16 protein-coding genes are annotated in these 15,781 nt (G+C 64.3%); 10 read left to right on the forward strand and 6 right to left on the reverse strand.

Features of this window, described 5'->3' with window-relative positions; genetic code table 11:
* Together ACMCNM_RS11500 and ACMCNM_RS11505 are read right to left on the reverse strand one after the other, a co-directional pair.
* Window positions 1–462, reverse strand: coding sequence for a response regulator (locus ACMCNM_RS11500; protein WP_027593903.1), 462 nt, complete (start codon window positions 460–462; stop codon window positions 1–3).
* A 15-nt stretch (window positions 463–477) separates the two neighbouring features.
* Window positions 478–2,727, reverse strand: coding sequence for an ATP-binding protein (locus ACMCNM_RS11505; protein ID WP_027593902.1), 2,250 nt, complete (start codon window positions 2,725–2,727; stop codon window positions 478–480).
* 307 nt (window positions 2,728–3,034) lie between these two features.
* On the opposite strand from ACMCNM_RS11505, the gene ACMCNM_RS11510 reads away from it, so the two are divergent.
* The 7 genes from ACMCNM_RS11510 (at window position 3,035) to ACMCNM_RS11540 (ending at window position 9,374) form a co-directional block, all read left to right on the forward strand.
* Window positions 3,035–3,562 carry a spore coat U domain-containing protein gene (locus ACMCNM_RS11510; RefSeq protein ID WP_027593901.1) on the forward strand — a complete coding sequence of 176 codons (528 nt, stop codon included), beginning with the start codon at window positions 3,035–3,037 and terminating at the stop codon, window positions 3,560–3,562.
* 29 nt (window positions 3,563–3,591) lie between these two features.
* A complete protein-coding gene (locus ACMCNM_RS11515; RefSeq protein ID WP_027593900.1) occupies window positions 3,592–4,128 on the forward strand; it encodes a spore coat U domain-containing protein in 537 nt (178 codons plus the stop codon).
* An 18-nt stretch (window positions 4,129–4,146) separates the two neighbouring features.
* Window positions 4,147–4,680 carry a spore coat U domain-containing protein gene (locus ACMCNM_RS11520; RefSeq protein WP_186678894.1) on the forward strand — a complete coding sequence of 178 codons (534 nt, stop codon included), beginning with the start codon at window positions 4,147–4,149 and terminating at the stop codon, window positions 4,678–4,680.
* Window positions 4,681–4,683: 3 nt separating this feature from the next.
* Window positions 4,684–5,187, forward strand: a complete 504-nt coding sequence (locus tag ACMCNM_RS11525) for a spore coat U domain-containing protein (protein ID WP_027593898.1) — start codon at window positions 4,684–4,686, stop codon at window positions 5,185–5,187.
* Window positions 5,188–5,226: 39 nt separating this feature from the next.
* Entirely contained in the window at window positions 5,227–6,003 is a 777-nt protein-coding gene (locus ACMCNM_RS11530; protein ID WP_099429910.1) for a molecular chaperone, read from the forward strand.
* Between the two features lie 162 nt (window positions 6,004–6,165).
* Window positions 6,166–8,409, forward strand: a complete 2,244-nt coding sequence (locus tag ACMCNM_RS11535) for a fimbria/pilus outer membrane usher protein (RefSeq protein ID WP_412765915.1) — start codon at window positions 6,166–6,168, stop codon at window positions 8,407–8,409.
* The gene (locus ACMCNM_RS11540) at window positions 8,406–9,374 is read left to right on the forward strand and encodes a spore coat protein U domain-containing protein (RefSeq protein ID WP_412764367.1); all 969 of its coding nucleotides are present in this window, start codon (window positions 8,406–8,408) and stop codon (window positions 9,372–9,374) included. Before ACMCNM_RS11535 ends, ACMCNM_RS11540 begins: the two co-directional genes overlap by 4 nt.
* 53 nt (window positions 9,375–9,427) lie before the next feature.
* Here ACMCNM_RS11540 and ACMCNM_RS11545 read toward each other — a convergent pair whose 3' ends face one another.
* The gene (locus ACMCNM_RS11545) at window positions 9,428–10,576 is read right to left on the reverse strand and encodes a M14-type cytosolic carboxypeptidase (RefSeq protein ID WP_412764368.1); all 1,149 of its coding nucleotides are present in this window, start codon (window positions 10,574–10,576) and stop codon (window positions 9,428–9,430) included.
* 209 nt (window positions 10,577–10,785) lie between these two features.
* Between ACMCNM_RS11545 and ACMCNM_RS11550 the strand changes: the two genes are divergently transcribed.
* Entirely contained in the window at window positions 10,786–11,751 is a 966-nt protein-coding gene (locus ACMCNM_RS11550; protein WP_099429906.1) for an ABC transporter substrate-binding protein, read from the forward strand.
* A gap of 133 nt (window positions 11,752–11,884) precedes the next feature.
* Here the strand turns inward: ACMCNM_RS11550 and ACMCNM_RS11555 are convergent, their stop codons facing one another.
* Both ACMCNM_RS11555 and ACMCNM_RS11560 read right to left on the reverse strand, forming a co-directional pair.
* Window positions 11,885–12,127 carry a hypothetical protein gene (locus tag ACMCNM_RS11555; protein WP_186703363.1) on the reverse strand — a complete coding sequence of 81 codons (243 nt, stop codon included), beginning with the start codon at window positions 12,125–12,127 and terminating at the stop codon, window positions 11,885–11,887.
* Complete coding sequence (locus ACMCNM_RS11560; protein WP_412764369.1) at window positions 12,120–12,902, reverse strand: VacJ family lipoprotein; 783 nt, start codon at window positions 12,900–12,902, stop codon at window positions 12,120–12,122. The genes ACMCNM_RS11555 and ACMCNM_RS11560 overlap by 8 nt, the downstream gene beginning before the upstream one ends.
* Before the next feature lie 168 nt (window positions 12,903–13,070).
* Between ACMCNM_RS11560 and ACMCNM_RS11565 the strand changes: the two genes are divergently transcribed.
* Complete coding sequence (locus ACMCNM_RS11565) at window positions 13,071–13,784, forward strand: response regulator (protein WP_186703362.1); 714 nt, start codon at window positions 13,071–13,073, stop codon at window positions 13,782–13,784.
* Entirely contained in the window at window positions 13,781–15,136 is a 1,356-nt protein-coding gene (locus ACMCNM_RS11570; RefSeq protein WP_412764370.1) for an ATP-binding protein, read from the forward strand. Before ACMCNM_RS11565 ends, ACMCNM_RS11570 begins: the two co-directional genes overlap by 4 nt.
* A 14-nt stretch (window positions 15,137–15,150) precedes the next feature.
* On the opposite strand, the gene ACMCNM_RS11575 is transcribed toward ACMCNM_RS11570, so the two are convergent.
* Window positions 15,151–15,615 (reverse strand): DUF1348 family protein, encoded by a 465-nt coding sequence (locus ACMCNM_RS11575; protein ID WP_412764371.1) that lies wholly within the window; start codon window positions 15,613–15,615, stop codon window positions 15,151–15,153.
* Window positions 15,616–15,781: the final 166 nt, after the last annotated feature.

Below are 15,781 nucleotides of genomic sequence, written 5' to 3' on the forward strand. Positions count from 1 at the left end.
TCAGTTGCTGCCGCGGCGGTTTAGGCGCAGCGAGCCGGGTGGCGGTTCGTTGAGCACGGCCCAGAACACCCCGAGGTCGGAGATGGCGGCGACGAATTCCTTGAATTCCACGGGCTTGACCACGTAGGCATTGACCCCCAGTTCGTAGGCGCGCAACAGGTCGGGCTCCTCCCGCGACGACGTTAGCATCACGGTCGGGATGCTGCGCAGGTCAGGGGTGGTGCGAACTTCCTTGAGCACTTCCAGGCCATCGACTTTGGGCAGTTTCAGGTCCAGCAGCAGCACGGCGGGGTTGCCACCGTCGCGTTCGGCATAGGCATTGCGGCGCAACAGGTAGTCGAGCGCATCGGCGCCGTCACGCAGCACGATGACTTCGTTGGCCAACTGGCTGCGCTCCAACGCCAGCAGCGTCAGCTCCAGGTCCCGGGGGTTGTCTTCTACCAGCAGGATAGGTTTGAGCATGATGGTACAGGGGCCTCATGTAGTCGCGGCGGGGCGCGGGAGGGTGAAATGGAAACTGGCGCCCTGGTCGATCTGGCCTTCGGCCCAGACACGGCCGTCATGGCGCTCAATGATGCGGCGTACGCTTGCCAGGCCTATCCCGGTGCCTTCGAAGTCTTCCATGCGGTGCAGGCGCTGGAACACGCCGAACAGCTTGTTGGCGTAGGCCATGTCGAAGCCTACGCCGTTATCGCGGATGCACACCTCGACCTCGTCTGGGTGCTCCTGGGCGCGGATCTCGATGCGCGCAGGGTCGCGACCGCGGGTGTATTTGATGGCGTTGCCAATCAGGTTTTGCAGCGCCAGGTTGATGAACGCCGGGTCAGCGATCACCTTGGGCAGGGGAGCGATGTCCCAGACAATTTCGCGGCCCTGGTAGTCCGGTGCCAGCTCGGCGCGTATGGCGTCGACCAGGGCATTGAGGTCGACATCCGACAGGCGCAGGGCCGAGCGGCCCATTTGCGAGAAATTCAGTAGGTTGTCTACCAGGCTGCCAGCGAATTGCGCGGCTTCGCCAATGTGCTGCAGAAAACGCCGGCCACGCTCGCTAAGGCCCTGGCCTTCGATTTCGCCGAGCAACTCGGTGTACCCCGCAATGTGCCGCAAGGGCGCACGCAGGTCGTGGGACACGCTGTAGGAAAAGGCTTCGAGTTCTTTGTTCGAGCGGCGCAGTTCGCCGGCCAGTTGTGCCAGCTCTTCGGCCTTGCGCAGGACGATGCCCAGCACGGCAGTACGCAGCTCCACCACGCCTTCGACGATCAACGGGTCCCAGGCTTGGCAAAAGCCGCGTACTTCTTCCTGCCAGCGTTCAAAGCTGTGGCGTGGGTCAAGCTGGCCTTGCGGCCCGACCTGTTTGCTTGGCTGCCCGGCCCAGTTGACCGTGCGCACCTGCTCGGGGCGGAACCACAGCAGGTAGTGCGAGTGGATTTGAGAGATGGCCACTGCCAGCACACCGCCGACATGGTCTGCCAGTTCAGGCAGCTCGTCGATGTCGCGGCGTACGTTGTCGCTGTGGAAGACCGTGTCTTCACCGCGCTGGGCCAACCAGTGCACCAGCGCCGTGACTTGCGCCTGCGGTGGCGTCTTGCCGATCAGGTCGCAACGGTCGGCGGAGATCACTGCGGCGCCGCTGGCACCGGCAAACTCCAGCAGCACATCGGGCAGGTCGCGCAGGCCCTCACTGACGCTGTCGTGATCGGCCATCGACGAGATCATCCGCACGATGTGCTGGCGCAGGTCGAGCAGGGTACGCGTGCTGGCGTGGGATTCACGCGACTCGATCTGCAGCGACAACACGCTGGCCAGCAGCTCACAGGCGGTACGGGTACGCAGGTCCACCGGGCGTGGCTGGTCATGGTGGCAGGACACCAGCCCCCACAGTTGCCCGTCGACCACGATCGACAGCGACATCGAGGCCAGCGTGCCCATGTTGCGCATGTACTGCAGGTGCACCGGCGACACGCTGCGCAGCGCGGCGAAACTCATGTCCAGCGCCTTGCCGGTGCGCGGGTTGGCGGCGGGTACCAGTTTGGAGGGCTGGTAGTTGGCGTCTTCGATCACGCGGATGCGGTTGACCCGATACAGTTCGCGCGCCTGGCGCGGGATGTCCGAGGCGGGGAAGCACAGGCCCAGGTAGCTGGGGTAGCCGGGGTCGGCCACCTCGGCCAGCACCTGGCCGTTGCCTTCGCTGTCGAACCGGTACGCCTTGACCCGGCCGAACCCGGTGATGCGCTTGAGCTGTTCCACCGACTGCTGCAGCAGGTCTTCAAGGCTGGCGGCCATGTGCAGGTTGCCGACGAAGCTGCGCACCAGTGGGTAGTAATCACCTTGCTCAGCCAGGTCGGCCGGCAAGCGCACGGGCTCGAACTCGACGATCAGCACCTGGTCGTGACGGTGGGCCAGCACGCGCAGCTTGTCGCGCCAGGGTGCACCCGGGCGCAGGCACACGTCGCCGATATGAAACGGAAAGGCCTCGTCGTCGGGCAGGCGTGCAAGGTGCGCGCGCATATCGAAGCCGTCACCGACCAGCTCGGCCAAGGCGCAGCCCAGCAGCTCCCTGGCGGGCAGGCCTAGCCAGTGCTCGGCGTTTTCGCTGGCCTGGAGGATGTGCAGGTCGGCCTCGTCCAGCACCAGCAGAAACCCGTGGGGCTGGATGCTGCCCGGCACCTGGATCGGCTCCTGGGCACAGCGCTCTACGGCCTCGGCGAGGGGGTTGTCTGCAGTTATCAATGAAAACGCTCCTGTCATGCCCGCCCATGCAGCGGTCACGTGTCTGGTGCAGGACGATGGTTGACATGCACCGTACCAGAATGTCGGCTGATTTGCCGGCTCATGGCCATTGGAGGCACTGTGCGACGAGGGGTTCGGTGGCATTGAAGATTTTTTCGCGGTGGCCGCGAACGCCCGCTATCGCTTTATCGCTAATACAAAAAAATGGCTTGAAGCCATCACTGCTATTCCACCCCGCTGCTACGCTCCAATGGGTACACAGCTTCAATGCAAAGCGTCAGCACACAGCGATAAGGATTATAAAGTGACGGAACGCTTTTTGGCCGCGTTGTTTGGCCTGTTGTTGAGCGGCAGTGCCGTAGCGACGGACTTTCTCGTTGAAGTGCGGGTCCTGGTGCAGCGGGGCTGCATGCTGGTCAACCAGACGCGAGATGCCGGGGCACAAGCGTTGGGCCTGATCGACCTGGGCAGTGCCGCGCGGCTCGATGGCCCAGGCGCGCCCTTGAGCGGTGTACTGCACAGCCAGCGGCCGCCACGCTTGGAATGCAACCCCGACACGCCCTATCAGGTGCGGGTCGATGGCGGCCAGCACGGTGGCGCAGGTGAGCTGCGCTTTCTGGCCAACGACGACGGCAAGGCCCGGCCTATTCCTTATCGCTTGTATCGCGACCCCGCCTGGCGCGAGCCGTTGGCGGTCGATGTCGCGCACTCGGCGCGGGTGCCGAGCAGCGGTTCGATCGAACTCCCGCTCTATGCCCGCATCGACAAACTGGCCTGGGTACCACAGGCAGGCCTGTATGGCGACCTGCTCAAGATCACGGTCACCTGGTAAGGATGCCCCCTGCACAAGGACGCGACGCCATGAACCGCACCTCGATCCTGCTGCTTACCCTCGGCCCGCTGCTGTTGCCCGGTGGCGCGGCCCATGGCACCACCACCGGGTTCATCCAGGCGCGGCTGGTGATCAGTGCGGCCTGCCAGATCAGCAGCGGCACCGACCAGCCTGCAACCCTGGGCAACCCAGGCCTGATGGACTTCGGTGAACGTGGCCCGAACTGGGACCAGCCACTGCGCAGCCGGGTCGACGAAGTGGCCGGCGAGGGCCGCTTGCAGATCAGTTGCACGCCCGAGGTCAGGGCCTTCAACGTGCGGATCAACGGCGGCCTGAATGGCAATGACGGCGTACGGCGCCTGAGCAACGGCCGTGAACTGATCCCTTATCAACTGGCGGTGGACCCGGGTGGCAACAGCCGCTACGGCATCGGCCAGGCCCGCGCCTTCACCATCAGCAGCACCCAGCAGATACCGATTCCGATCTACGGCGTGGTAGTGGCGCAACCGCGCGCCCTGCCTGCCGGGCTGTACCGCGACACCCTGAGAGTGACCCTGGACTGGTAACCACGCAAGGAGACTCCGATGCGCACGAACCTCACCCACTGCATCCTCGCCGGCCTCGGTTTGGCCTTGGCTTCCCAGGCCCAGGCCGCCACGGTGACCGGTAACATCACCTCGACGCTGACACTGATCGCGGCCTGCCAGGTCAATGGCAGTTCCGCGAGCTCAGGGTTGAACTTCGGTACCCTCAACTTCGGCACCCAGGATGCCCTGTTCGGTACTGCCAACGCCCAGGTGCTTGGCGGCACGGGTAGCGCCTTGAGCATCCTGTGTTCGGCGGGCAGCATCCCGGCGATCCGCGTGCGCGCCGGTAGCCACGATGGCCAGTCCAGCGGCGGCACGCGTGCGCTCGCCGATGGCGCCGGCAACTTCGTGCCCTACGACTTCTACACCGATACCGGGCGCACCCAGATACTGGCCATTGACGGCACCATCACCTTGCCGACCAGTACCGGCGTGGCCCAGACCGTCAACCTGTATGGTCAGGCACGCGGCAAGGCAGGCCTGCCAGCGGGGGTGTACACCGACACGGTGGCCGTCGAGCTGACCTTCTGAGCCATGCGCGGTTGGCTGGCAAGTGGCATCACGGGTATCGGTGTGCTGCTGGCCACGCCCCTGGGGGCGGTGCCCACCAGCACGTTCCAGGTGAATGCGCAGATCGTCGCCGGTTGCCTGGTGGTCGGTGGCGTGAGCAACTACGGGACGCTCGACTTCGGCACCCAGTCGGCGCTGGCCAGCGGCACCCTGAGCACCTCACTGGGGGGCGCCAGCGTGACGTTTCAGTGCACACCCGGGGTAACCCTGAACATGAGCCTGGACGGCGGCCAGAACAACGCCAGTGGCACACGCAACCTCAAGCGTACGGGCGGCACGCAGGTGTTGGCCTACCAGTTGTACCGCGACGCGGCGTACAGCCAAGCCTTCGGCATTGGCCAGAGCGTGGCGGTCAGTTACACCGACCCCACGTCAATCAAATTGCCGGTGTACGGCAGAACCCAGTTGACCGGCACGCTGCCGGCAGGGACCTACACCGATGTAGTGCAAGTGACGGTGACCTGGTGAAACGGCCAGCACCCATGACAGCAGTCTAAGGAGAGTGGCATGTGGGCAGGCGCGAAGTGGGCGCGTGGTTTGATCGGGTTATCGCTGCTGGCAAGCCTGCCGGCGGGGGCAGCCACCTCGGTGCTGATCTGGCCGATTGACCCGGTGCTGGAGGCTGACCAGAAGGCCGGCGCACTGTGGCTGGAAAACCGCGGCACTGCGCCGGCGAACCTGCAGGTGCGGGTGTTCGCCTGGCGCCAGGGTGATTACCAAGAGCAGTTTCAGGCACAGCGCGACATCATTGGCAGCCCGCCCGTGGCCAATATCGCCCCGGGGCAAAAGCAGTTGATCCGCCTGACCCGCACCGGCAGTTCGCCCGCCGGCCAAGAGCAGGCCTATCGCATCATCATCGACGAAATCCCCCCAGCAGTCCCGGCAGACAACGCCAGTCAGGGCGCTACGGCCGCGATCCGCCTGCAGATGCGTTATTCGGTGCCGCTGTTCGTCTACGGCGAAGGGTTGTGGGGCAAGGCCGACCCTGAAGGCAAACGTAATGCCGAAGGGGTGGGCAAGCCGCAACTGAGCTGGCACGCAGTGACCGTGCAGGGCAAACCCTACGTCGAGCTGCGCAACACCGGCCCGGTGCATGCGCGCCTGACCGATGTGGTGGTGCAGCAAGGCAGCCAGAGCAAACCGCTGGCCGAAGGCCTGCTGGGCTATGTATTGCCCGGTGCCAGCATGCGTTGGCCGGCGCCGCTGGCGCCGAGCGCCGGCAGTGTGCTGAAAGGGCGGGTCAATGGCCAGAACGTGGCGGATGCCATCCGCCAAGGTCAATGAGCCAGCGGCTGAATGAAGGGCAGGGGCCAGGGAGGACCCGGCAATGGTCGGAAACCGTGTGTGAAATGGCTGTCGGCGACGCCGCGCCACTGGTGCCTGGGGCTGGCCCTGTTCGGCCCCTGCCTGGCACTGGCCGACGACCTGCCGCCACCGCCCACGGAGATGTCCGCCATCGCCGACGCCACGCTGTACCTCGACCTGCTGGTGAACCAGATGCCCAGGGCTGAACTGGTGCCCGTGCAGCAACGGGCCGGGCAACTGTTCCTGGGCAGTGATGTGCTGCGCACGGCCGGTATCAGCCTGCCAGGCGACCCCCAGGGCGAAGTGGCACTGGATGCTGTGCCAGGTCTGCACGCCGACTACGACAGCCAGAGCCAGCGCCTGCTACTGCAGGTGCCGCCGGCCTGGCTGCCGGACCAACAGGTAGGCGATCGCAACCTGTACCCGGCCAGCGATGCGCGCAGCAGTTTCGGCGCCTTGTTCAACTACGACCTGTACCTGAATGACACCGATGAGGGTGGCACCTACCTGGCAGCCTGGAACGAACTGCGCCTGTTCGACAGCTGGGGGACGTTCTCCAGTACCGGCCAGTGGCGCCAGTCATTCAATGGCGCCCAGGCCGACCAGTCGCGCCAGGGCTTCCTGCGTTACGACAGCACCTGGCGCTTCACCGATGAACAACGGCTGCTCAGCTACGAAGCCGGTGATTTCGTCACCGGTGCCTTGCCTTGGACCAGCGCGGTGCGGGTCGGCGGCCTGCAACTGTCGCGCGATTTCGCGGCTCGTCCGGACTTGGTGACCTACCCGCTGCCCGCATTCGCCGGAGAGGCGGCGGTACCGACTTCGCTGGACCTGTTCATCAACGGCTACAAGTCCAGCACCACCGAGCTGCAGCCCGGCCCGTACACCCTGACCAACGTGCCGTTCATCAACGGTGCAGGTGAGGCGGTGGTGGTAACCACCGACGCCCTCGGCCGGCAGGTGTCGACCACGCTGCCGTTCTATGTCACCAGCAGCCTGCTGCAAAAGGGCCTGTCGGACTTCTCGGTAGCTGCCGGTAGCCTGCGCCGCGATTATGCCGTGCGCGATTTCAGTTACGGCCCAGGGGTCGCCTCGGGGAGCTTGCGCTACGGCCTTAGCGACAGCTTTAACCTGGAGAGCCACCTCGAAACCGCCGAGTCACTGGTGCTGGGCGGCTTGGGTGGCAACATGCGCCTGGGCAACTTCGGGGTGCTGAATGCGGCCTTGGCACAGAGCCAGTTCGACGGCGAGAAAGGCCATCAGGTCGCCCTCGGTTACCAGTACAACAGCCAGCGCATCGGCTTCAGCTACCAGCGCCTGCAGCGCCATGGCGACTACGCCGACCTGTCGCGGGTCGACAGCCCGGACATGCAGTTGAGCCAACGTAGCGAGCAGGTCACCGTCAGCCTCAACCTCAATGAATATGGCAGCCTCGGCGCTGGCTATTTCGACGTACGCGCCGCAGACGCTTCGCGCACGCGCCTGATCAACCTGAGCTGGAGCAAGCCGCTGTGGGGCAACAGCAGCATCTACCTGTCGGCCAACCGCGAAATCGGTGACAGCCAGTGGGCTGTGCAGGCGCAATTGGTCATGCCGTTCGACCTTAACGGTACCCTGGCGTTAAGCGCAGAACGCAGCAAGGAAGGCGAGGACTTGCAGCGGGTCAACTACAGCCGGGCGGTGCCGGTGGGCGGCGGCGTCGGGTACAACCTGGGGTATGCCACCGGTGGCAACCGCGATGCCTATCGCCAGGCCGATGTCACCTGGCGCCTGCAGTCGGTGCAGTTGCAGGCCGGTGTATACGGCAGCAGTGGCGAGATGACCCGATGGGCAGACGCCAGCGGCTCGTTGGTTTGGATGGACGCCGGGGTGTTCGCCGCCAACCGCATCGACGACGCCTTCGTGGTGGTCAGCACCAACGGCTACGCCGATGTGCCGGTGCGCTACGAGAACCAGCAGATCGGCCGCACCGACAGCAGCGGCCATTTGCTGGTGCCGTACAGCAGCGGTTACTACCGGGGCAAATATGAGATCGACCCGATGGACCTGCCGCCCGACATCCTGGCACCCGAAGTGGAGCAGCGTGTGGCGGTGCGTCGTGGCAGCGGCTACTTGCTGGAGTTCCCGCTCAGGCGCGTGCTGGCGGCGAGTATCGAGTTGGTGGACGCTAACCAGCAGGTGATCAAGCTCGGCAGCCGAGTGACCCACGAGGAAAGCGGCAGCCAGGCGGTGGTTGGCTGGGATGGGTTGGTCTACCTGGAAAACCTCTCGCCGCACAATCGCCTGCAGGTGGCGCTGGAGGGCGGAGGGCAGTGCCAAGTCGAATTCGACCTGCCTGAAGGCGCAGGTTCTGTTCCCTTGATCGGCCCATTGGTGTGCCGATGAAGGCCTGGCAGCGAGGGTTGTGGGCGTGCGCGTTGCTGCTGCCGGCAGGTGCGGCGTGGGCCAAGTGCGCGTCGGTGCCAACCTCGCCCGCAGCGTTTGGCACCGTCAGTTCGACCCTGGTACGCAGCACGGTACAGACCGTCTTCAGCAGCAATTCGGGGTTGCAGTGCAACGGCTCGGTGCTCAGTGTGCTCGGCAGTGGCGATACCTTCAAAGCGACCATTCTGCCGGCTACCGGAGGTTTGGTCGGCCCCACCGGTGACGTCATCCCCTACACGCTGTATGCCGACAGCAGCACCAACTACCCGATCACCCGTGGTGTGGCCTTCGATTTTGCCCGCAACGGCATTCTTGACCTGCTCGGGTTGCTCAACGGTACACCCAAGGCGGTGCCGATCTACATGCGCACGCAGCTCAACAGTAACGTCGCGGCGGGGCTTTACCAGGAGACGCTGAGCGTCAACTGGGCCTGGAACTACTGCGATGGGATTGGCATTGGCGGTTTGTGCATCGGCCGAGATAACAGTTCCGGCACTCAGTTTCTCACGGTCAGCCTGACGGTGAGCAACGACTGCCAGATCACCACACCCACCATCAGTTTCGGCAGTGCGCCGGTGGTGTCGGGGTTTGCCACGGTGAACCAAGGCGTGAGCCTGTCATGTACCAAAGGCACCAGCTACACGGTGGGGCTGGATGACGGGCAGAACGTGTCGGGTGGGCGGCGCAGGATGAAGTCGGCGGCAAACAACTACCTGGCCTACGATATCTTCAAGAGCGGCAGTACAGTGCGCTGGGGCTCGGTCACCGGTGCCCGGCGTTCGAGCAGTGATGCCGATATCAACCCAGGTGTGGGTACGGGGACAGGCAGCCAGGTGTTCAACTATAACGCCAAGGTGTACACCGACCAGGCCACACCGCCGGCGGCGAGCTACACCGACAGTGTGACGCTGGACGTGCAGTTTTAGCGTTCTACTGAACCTGCCTCTTCGCGGGCAAGCCCGCGAAGGCGCCTTGAAGGTCAACGCAGATCGTCAGCCATCTTCAGCAATGTCTCCAACACTGCCCCTGCCAGTGCCTTCGACCGCGCCCCTGACCACCCGGTAACGGCATTGGGTGCATCGTCATGGTCCTTGAAGGGCATCTCCAGCGTCAGTGACAGGCAGTCATGAGCCATGCCCACCGCATTGCACGCCAGCGTGGTATTGGCTTGCCCAGGCTCATCACGTGTATAGCCATGCACGGTCTGGAAGTCCGGGGTCACGCTGCACAGCGTGCTCCGGAACTGCTCCTCCAGCTTAGCCAGGCGTGGTGTGTAACCGGGGTTGCCCTCGCACGCCGCAGTGAACACATGGGGGATTTCTTCATCCCCGTGCACATCGATGAACGCATCCACCCCGTACTGCTTCATCTGCGCCTGGGCAAAGAACACCTCAGGGCTGAACTCGACACTGGCGTCCTGCCAAGCACGGTTGAGGTCCTTGCCCTTGAAGTTGGTGCGCAGATGCCCGAGGAAGGCGCCGTCCGGGTTCATGTTGGGGATCAGGTACAGGTCGGCTTTTGCCAGCAGTTGCTGCACCTGGCCATCGTTGGCTTGCAGGCGGTCGATCACGCCCTCCATGAACCACTCGGCCATGTGCTCGCCCGGGTGTTGCTGGGCAATCAACCACAGCTTGCGCTTGCCGGCTGCGCCGTCGCCCGCACGCAGCAAGGGGATATCGCGCCCTTGCACACTGCGGCCGCTGGCCAGCAGTTCGACACCGGGGATCTGCTTGGCGCGCTCGATCAGTTGGTTGTGGCGCGCGCGCGGGTAGGGCTCGAAGTAGGCGAACCAGATCTGTTCCTGCTCGGCAGTCACTTCGAATGACAATGCCTTGCCATCGAACTGGCTGGGTACGCGAAACCAGGTCTGCTGGTCGTAGGAGGCCACGGCGTTGTACCCGGCCCAGGCATTCTTGTAGGAGGATTCGGAGGCGTTATCCAGGCTGAAGCGATGGACCTGGCCCGGCGTCAACCCGCTGACCTTGAAGTGGAACCACTGGAAGTGGCCGCTGTGGGTGTCCGGCCGGATGGCCAGGTGGACCTTGGCAGGGTTGCTGGCATCCAGTACCTGGATGTTGCCGGAATCGAAATCGCAGTCGATCTGCAGGGGGGACAGCGTCACGGTCATCGCCGGGCTCCTTGACGGGCTTTGTTGTGGGGTTACTGTACACCGGTTGCGCGCTTGAGTGATGCAGGTGGCCTGTTGCTTCAGGTGTCGAGGGCTCGACAGTCACTGGTTTGTGCTTTGTTTTGCATATTAGGTTATCGCTAAAATCACTTTCATTTATTAATTGGCTGCCGTTAGAGTCCAGGTTCCCTACCTGCAAGGAGCCGCGGATGTCCATCCGATCCCACCTTCTGATGATTGCCGCCAGCGCATTGCTGGCGACCCAAGCCTTCGCAACCGAACGCCTGACCCTGCGCATTGGTGACCAGAAAGGCAACATGCGTGCACAGCTGGAAGCCGCCGGTGCCTTGCGCGACCTGCCCTACGACATTCAGTGGGCCGAGTTTCCCGCCGCTGCGCCCTTGGCCGAGGCGCTGAATGCTGGGGCGATCGATGCCGGCATCATCGGCGATGCACCGTTGCTGTTCGTGCTCGCCTCCGGGGCGCCGGTGAAGGCGATCGCCGTCGACAAGTCCGACCCTTACGGCACGGCATTGTTGGTGAACCCCGACGCGCCCTTCAACAGCGCCGCCGACCTCAAGGGCAAGCGCATCGCCACGGGCCGCGGGTCGATTGGCCATCACCTGGCGCTCAAGGCGCTGGACCAGGCTGGCCTGTCGGAAAAGGACGTCGAGTTTCGCTTTCTCGGCCCGGTCGATGCCAAGATTGCCTTGGCCAATGGCGCGGTGGACGCCTGGTCGACCTGGGAGCCCTACACCGCGCTGTCCGAGTTGAGCGGGCAGGGCAGGGTGCTGGTCAATGGCCGTGGCCTGTCCAGCGGCAACAGCTTCCTCGCAGCCACCGACAGCGCGCTGGAGGATGCGCCACGCCGGGCCGCACTGCAGGACTACCTGGCACGCCTGGCCGGCGCCCAGGTCTGGGCGTATCAGCACCTGGACAGCTATTCGAAAACCCTCGCGGCGATCATCGGCTTCCCTGAAGAGGCCGCGCGTCTGCAGTTTGAGCGCCGCCAATTGCGCTGGCAGGCCATCGACGCCACCACCATTGCCGAACAACAGGAAACCGCCGACTTCTATAAAGCCCACGGCCTGATGAGCCAACGGCTGGATGTGGCACCGACCTTCGCCAGCGGCTTCAGCGTGCCCGCAGCCGATGCACTGGCGGCTCAACGCTAACCCTGTGGCGGGCTTGCCTGCGAGAGGCCACGGCAGTTACAGGGTTTCTCCTTAGTCGAAGGCGATGACCGACGAACAGATGGCGCCTTTGCTGCTTGCCGCAGTCAGCAAGATGACGCTCTGAATCGCCTCATCAGGATGGCTCGCGCTCCAGGCTTTGCCGGGCCACCCACTTCAGCAGCGTTGCGATGGGCACGCGGCGGTGCACTTCGTGACGCTGCTGTGCAGCAGTGCCGTCGCCCGTGCGCTCGCGATAACGGCTCAGAATCAGATGCTGGCCATCCTCGGAGACCCGCGCCTCGAGCTCGTGCAGCACCTGCTGGCGAGTGTCGCGCTGCAGGCGCCTGAACAACACCACCGGTTGGGGATCATTCATCGGTGGGTACCCCCGTACAGCTCGCCGGCCGTTTGCCAGGCGCGCCTGCCTTGCCTTCGGCTACCCGCTCGGCACGCTGTTGGGCGGTGTAGTCACGCACGGCCAGGTAGTAATCAGGCAGGATGCGCAACGTGTCGGTAACCGGCAGCGCTTCGGCGCGGCCATCCACCACACTGCCTGCCATGGCCACATCGCCCAGGGTGTCGACCGTGTCGCTGTTGTCGCCGAACGGGTCGACCGCCAAGCTCAGCACGCTGCCGGTCGCATCGCGCAGGTTGTGGGTGCCCAGCAGCGGTAGCTCTACGATCGGGCCATCGGCGATGCTCCACACGCCGAAGGTTTGGCCAAAGTCCGACGTGTGTCGGGGTAGCCCCATCTTTCCGGACACATCGATCAAGCCGGCGACGCCCAGGGTCGTGTTGAACATGAAGCGCGTGAGGCTGGTCATCGCCCGTTCGCCGTTGCCTTGTAACAGGTCGTTGACCAAGACCTTGGGTTCGCCGAAGTTGGCGGCGAAGTTGTGCACGCCCTGCCGGGTGAAATCAGGCAATGCGCTATAGCCACGGGCGACCGGTGCCAGCAGGTAATCGTCGACACTGCGGTTGAAGGCGAACACGGCGCGGTTGGCGGGCTCGGCGGGGTCGCTGAGCTGATAGGCCACTGGGCCACAGGCACTGGCAGGTGGCCGCTGGCTGCAGCCGCCGGCAGCGAGCAATGACAAGGCCAATAGCGCATGGCGGGCTGAAAACCAGGCAGTGGGGGTAGCGGTGGGCATGGGCACATTCCTGACAAGAACTGGCGCCGATGGTGTGGCCGGTTGATTGCCTGGGAATGTCTGGATTATTGCCCGGCTGACACTTTGTTTCCGGGTTGAAATATATGACGGCAGCCCTGGGATGGCCGTAAAGTAAGTCTTTACTCCCTCTGTTCGCGGTGCCCCGGTGTGAGCCATTTGCTGATTGTCGACGATGATGTCGAAGTACTCGACCTGCTGCAGAAGTTTCTCCGCCAGCACGGCTACGAGGTCGATGTGGCCAGTGATGGCCAAGGCCTTTGGCAGGTACTCGAACGGCGCGTGCCGGACTTGGTCATTCTGGATGTCATGCTGCCGGGCGACAGTGGCCTGGTGCTGTGCCAGCGCTTGCAGGCTGAGTACAAGGTAGCGGTGATCATGCTCACCGCCATGGGCGAACTGAGCGACCGTGTGGTGGGCTTGGAGCTGGGCGCGGACGACTACCTGACCAAGCCGTTCGCCGCTCGCGAGTTGCTGGCCCGGGTGCGGGCGGTACTGCGCCGGGCAGGCGAGAGTCCGGGCAGTCCAGTGCCTGCCTCGTCGCGTGCCGTACTCGAATTCTCTGGCTGGCAGCTGGACGTGCTGCGACGTGAGTTGCGCTCGCCGGAGGGGGTCATGATCCCCTTGTCCAACGGCGAATTCGAGCTGCTGCTGGTATTCGCCGAGCACCCCAGGCGCGTGCTCAGCCGCCAGCAACTGCTGGACCTGGCGCGTGGCGAAGCGCACGAGGCCTATGACCGCAGCATCGACGTGCAGGTGAGCCGGCTGCGGCGCAAGCTTGAGAGCGACGGCGACAGCGAACCGTTGATCCGCACCTTGCGCAACGTTGGCTACCTGTTCACCGCCAGCGTGACCAAGCGATGAGGATGCTGGCCTGGGCGCGCAGGGCCCTGCCACGGCCACGCGTCACCATTGCCCGCTGGATCGCGCTCACTACCCTGGCGGCCATGCTCAGCCTGCTGCTGCTCAAGTGGCTGTTCGGTGTACTGCTCAGCGTGTGGGCGCAGCCGCCGTTGCTGGAAAGCGGCTTGATCGAGAAGGTTGCTACCGTCGCCCGCATGGTCGACGCCGCGCCTGTGGCGCAGCGGCCGACCTTGGCCAGCGCCGCAGGTGATGTGTCGTACAGCGTGCAATGGCTACTGCAGCGTGACGAGGCCGGTTTGCCAGCCCTGGTAGATAACGAATTTCACCAAGGTGCGCCGACATTGCGCGCACTCCTGGCGCGCCCGGACGCGCAGATCGAGGTTTACGGGCCGTCCGACTTGCCCGAGCAGGCGCAACCGCGTGGCTATGCGCTTCTGATTGAGCTGTCAGACAAGTCCTGGCTGCTCTATCGCGCCACCGACCGCAGCTGGGGGCTGGATGAACTGCCGCGCAACCTGATCATTGTGGCGCTGATGATCGTCTCCAGCCTGGCGCTCGCGCTATTTGCCACACGCTACCTGGCCCGCCCTCTGGAGCGCTTCGCCGAGGGTGCGCGGCGCTTTGGCAAGGACTTCAACGCCCCACCGATCCCAGTGGTCGGCCCTTACGACCTGCGCCAGGCCATTTTGGCTTTCAACGCCACCCAGGCCCAGCTCAAGCATTTTCTCGACGACCGCACGCAGATGCTCGCGGCGATTTCCCATGACCTGCGCGCCCCGTTGACACGCATGCGCCTGCGCGCCGAGTTCATCGAAGAGGGCGAACTGCAGGCCAAGTTGTTCAAGGACGTGGACGAGATGCAGGCGATGGTCGACGCCGCGCTGCAGTTTTTCCGCGATGATGCACGGCTGGAACCGGCCACGGCGTTCGACCTGGGCGAGCTGTTGTCGACCGTGGTCGACGACTTCAAGGATGCGGGGGTGGACATCGACCTCAGCGGGCCGCGCCGGTGGGTCTATGTGGGCCGCCCGATTGGTATCAAGCGGGTGATGGTCAACCTGATCGAAAATGCGGTGAAGTACGGCACCGAGCCGACGGTGCAGTTGGCGATCACTGACGAGCAGATCATCATCCGCGTTCTTGACCGAGGCCCGGGCATCCCAGAGCACTTGCAAGCATGCGTTTTCGAGCCCTTCTACCGCATCGAAGGCTCACGCAACAAGGACACCGGCGGGGTCGGACTGGGCTTGCCGGCGGCGCGCGCCATCGTCCTCGAACAGGGCGGTAGCGTGACCCTGAGCAACCGCCAGGGCGGTGGGCTCGAGGTCAGGGTCACGCTGCCTGTCGGCTGACCCACCGGTGGCGATCAGAGGCCCAGGTCACTGAGCCCGGGGTGATCGTCCGGGCGCCGCCCCAGGGACCAATGGAACTTGCGATCCGCCTCGGCAATAGGGTGCTCGTTGATACTCGAATGGCGGTTCTGCATCAGGCCATCCTCGGCAAATTCCCAGTTCTCATTGCCATAGGCACGGAACCACTGGCCGCTGTCATCGTGGTACTCGTAGGCGTAGCGCACGGCAATGCGGTTGCCGGTGAAGGCCCACAGCTCCTTGATCAGGCGATACTCCAGTTCATGGTTCCACTTGCGTGTAAGAAAGGCCTCCACCTCGGCCCGACCACGAGGGAACTCGACACGGTTACGCCACACGGTATCGGGCGTGTAGGCCAACGCCACCTTGGCGGCGTCGCGGCTGTTCCACCCGTCTTCGGCAAGACGGACCTTTTCGATGGCGGTTTCGCGGGTGAAAGGGGGCAGCGGTGGGCGGGGCATCGTAGGCACTCCTCGGGTGGTTTATAGCTAGGAGCGTAGTCATCGAGGGCGGTACAGGGAATCGGCGTGCCCGGCACTTCATAATTGCGGGCGGCGGAATAATGTTGGGATGCGGAGGTCGCAAGTGAGTCCCTGACTCTGTGGGAGCAGCTGTCTTGTGGTGCTT

It is taken from the genome of Pseudomonas sp. NGC7 (assembly GCF_047159675.1).
GTDB lineage: Bacteria > Pseudomonadota > Gammaproteobacteria > Pseudomonadales > Pseudomonadaceae > Aquipseudomonas > Aquipseudomonas kermanshahensis.

Bases quoted from the DNA above. Each gene is read 5' to 3' on its own strand.
- ACMCNM_RS11525 (WP_027593898.1), top strand. From the start codon at position 4,684: ATGCGCGGTTGGCTGGCAAGTGGCATCACGGGTATCGGTGTGCTGCTG.
- ACMCNM_RS11530 (WP_099429910.1), top strand. From the start codon at position 5,227: ATGTGGGCAGGCGCGAAGTGGGCGCGTGGTTTGATCGGGTTATCGCTG.
- ACMCNM_RS11535 (WP_412765915.1), top strand. From the start codon at position 6,166: ATGTCCGCCATCGCCGACGCCACGCTGTACCTCGACCTGCTGGTGAAC.
- ACMCNM_RS11575 (WP_412764371.1), bottom strand. From the start codon at position 15,615: ATGCCCCGCCCACCGCTGCCCCCTTTCACCCGCGAAACCGCCATCGAA.
- ACMCNM_RS11515 (WP_027593900.1), top strand. From the start codon at position 3,592: ATGAACCGCACCTCGATCCTGCTGCTTACCCTCGGCCCGCTGCTGTTG.
- ACMCNM_RS11500 (WP_027593903.1), bottom strand. From the start codon at position 462: ATGCTCAAACCTATCCTGCTGGTAGAAGACAACCCCCGGGACCTGGAG.
- ACMCNM_RS11540 (WP_412764367.1), top strand. From the start codon at position 8,406: ATGAAGGCCTGGCAGCGAGGGTTGTGGGCGTGCGCGTTGCTGCTGCCG.
- ACMCNM_RS11555 (WP_186703363.1), bottom strand. From the start codon at position 12,127: ATGAATGATCCCCAACCGGTGGTGTTGTTCAGGCGCCTGCAGCGCGAC.
- ACMCNM_RS11545 (WP_412764368.1), bottom strand. From the start codon at position 10,576: ATGACCGTGACGCTGTCCCCCCTGCAGATCGACTGCGATTTCGATTCC.
- ACMCNM_RS11570 (WP_412764370.1), top strand. From the start codon at position 13,781: ATGAGGATGCTGGCCTGGGCGCGCAGGGCCCTGCCACGGCCACGCGTC.
- ACMCNM_RS11550 (WP_099429906.1), top strand. From the start codon at position 10,786: ATGTCCATCCGATCCCACCTTCTGATGATTGCCGCCAGCGCATTGCTG.
- ACMCNM_RS11560 (WP_412764369.1), bottom strand. From the start codon at position 12,902: ATGCCCACCGCTACCCCCACTGCCTGGTTTTCAGCCCGCCATGCGCTA.
- ACMCNM_RS11520 (WP_186678894.1), top strand. From the start codon at position 4,147: ATGCGCACGAACCTCACCCACTGCATCCTCGCCGGCCTCGGTTTGGCC.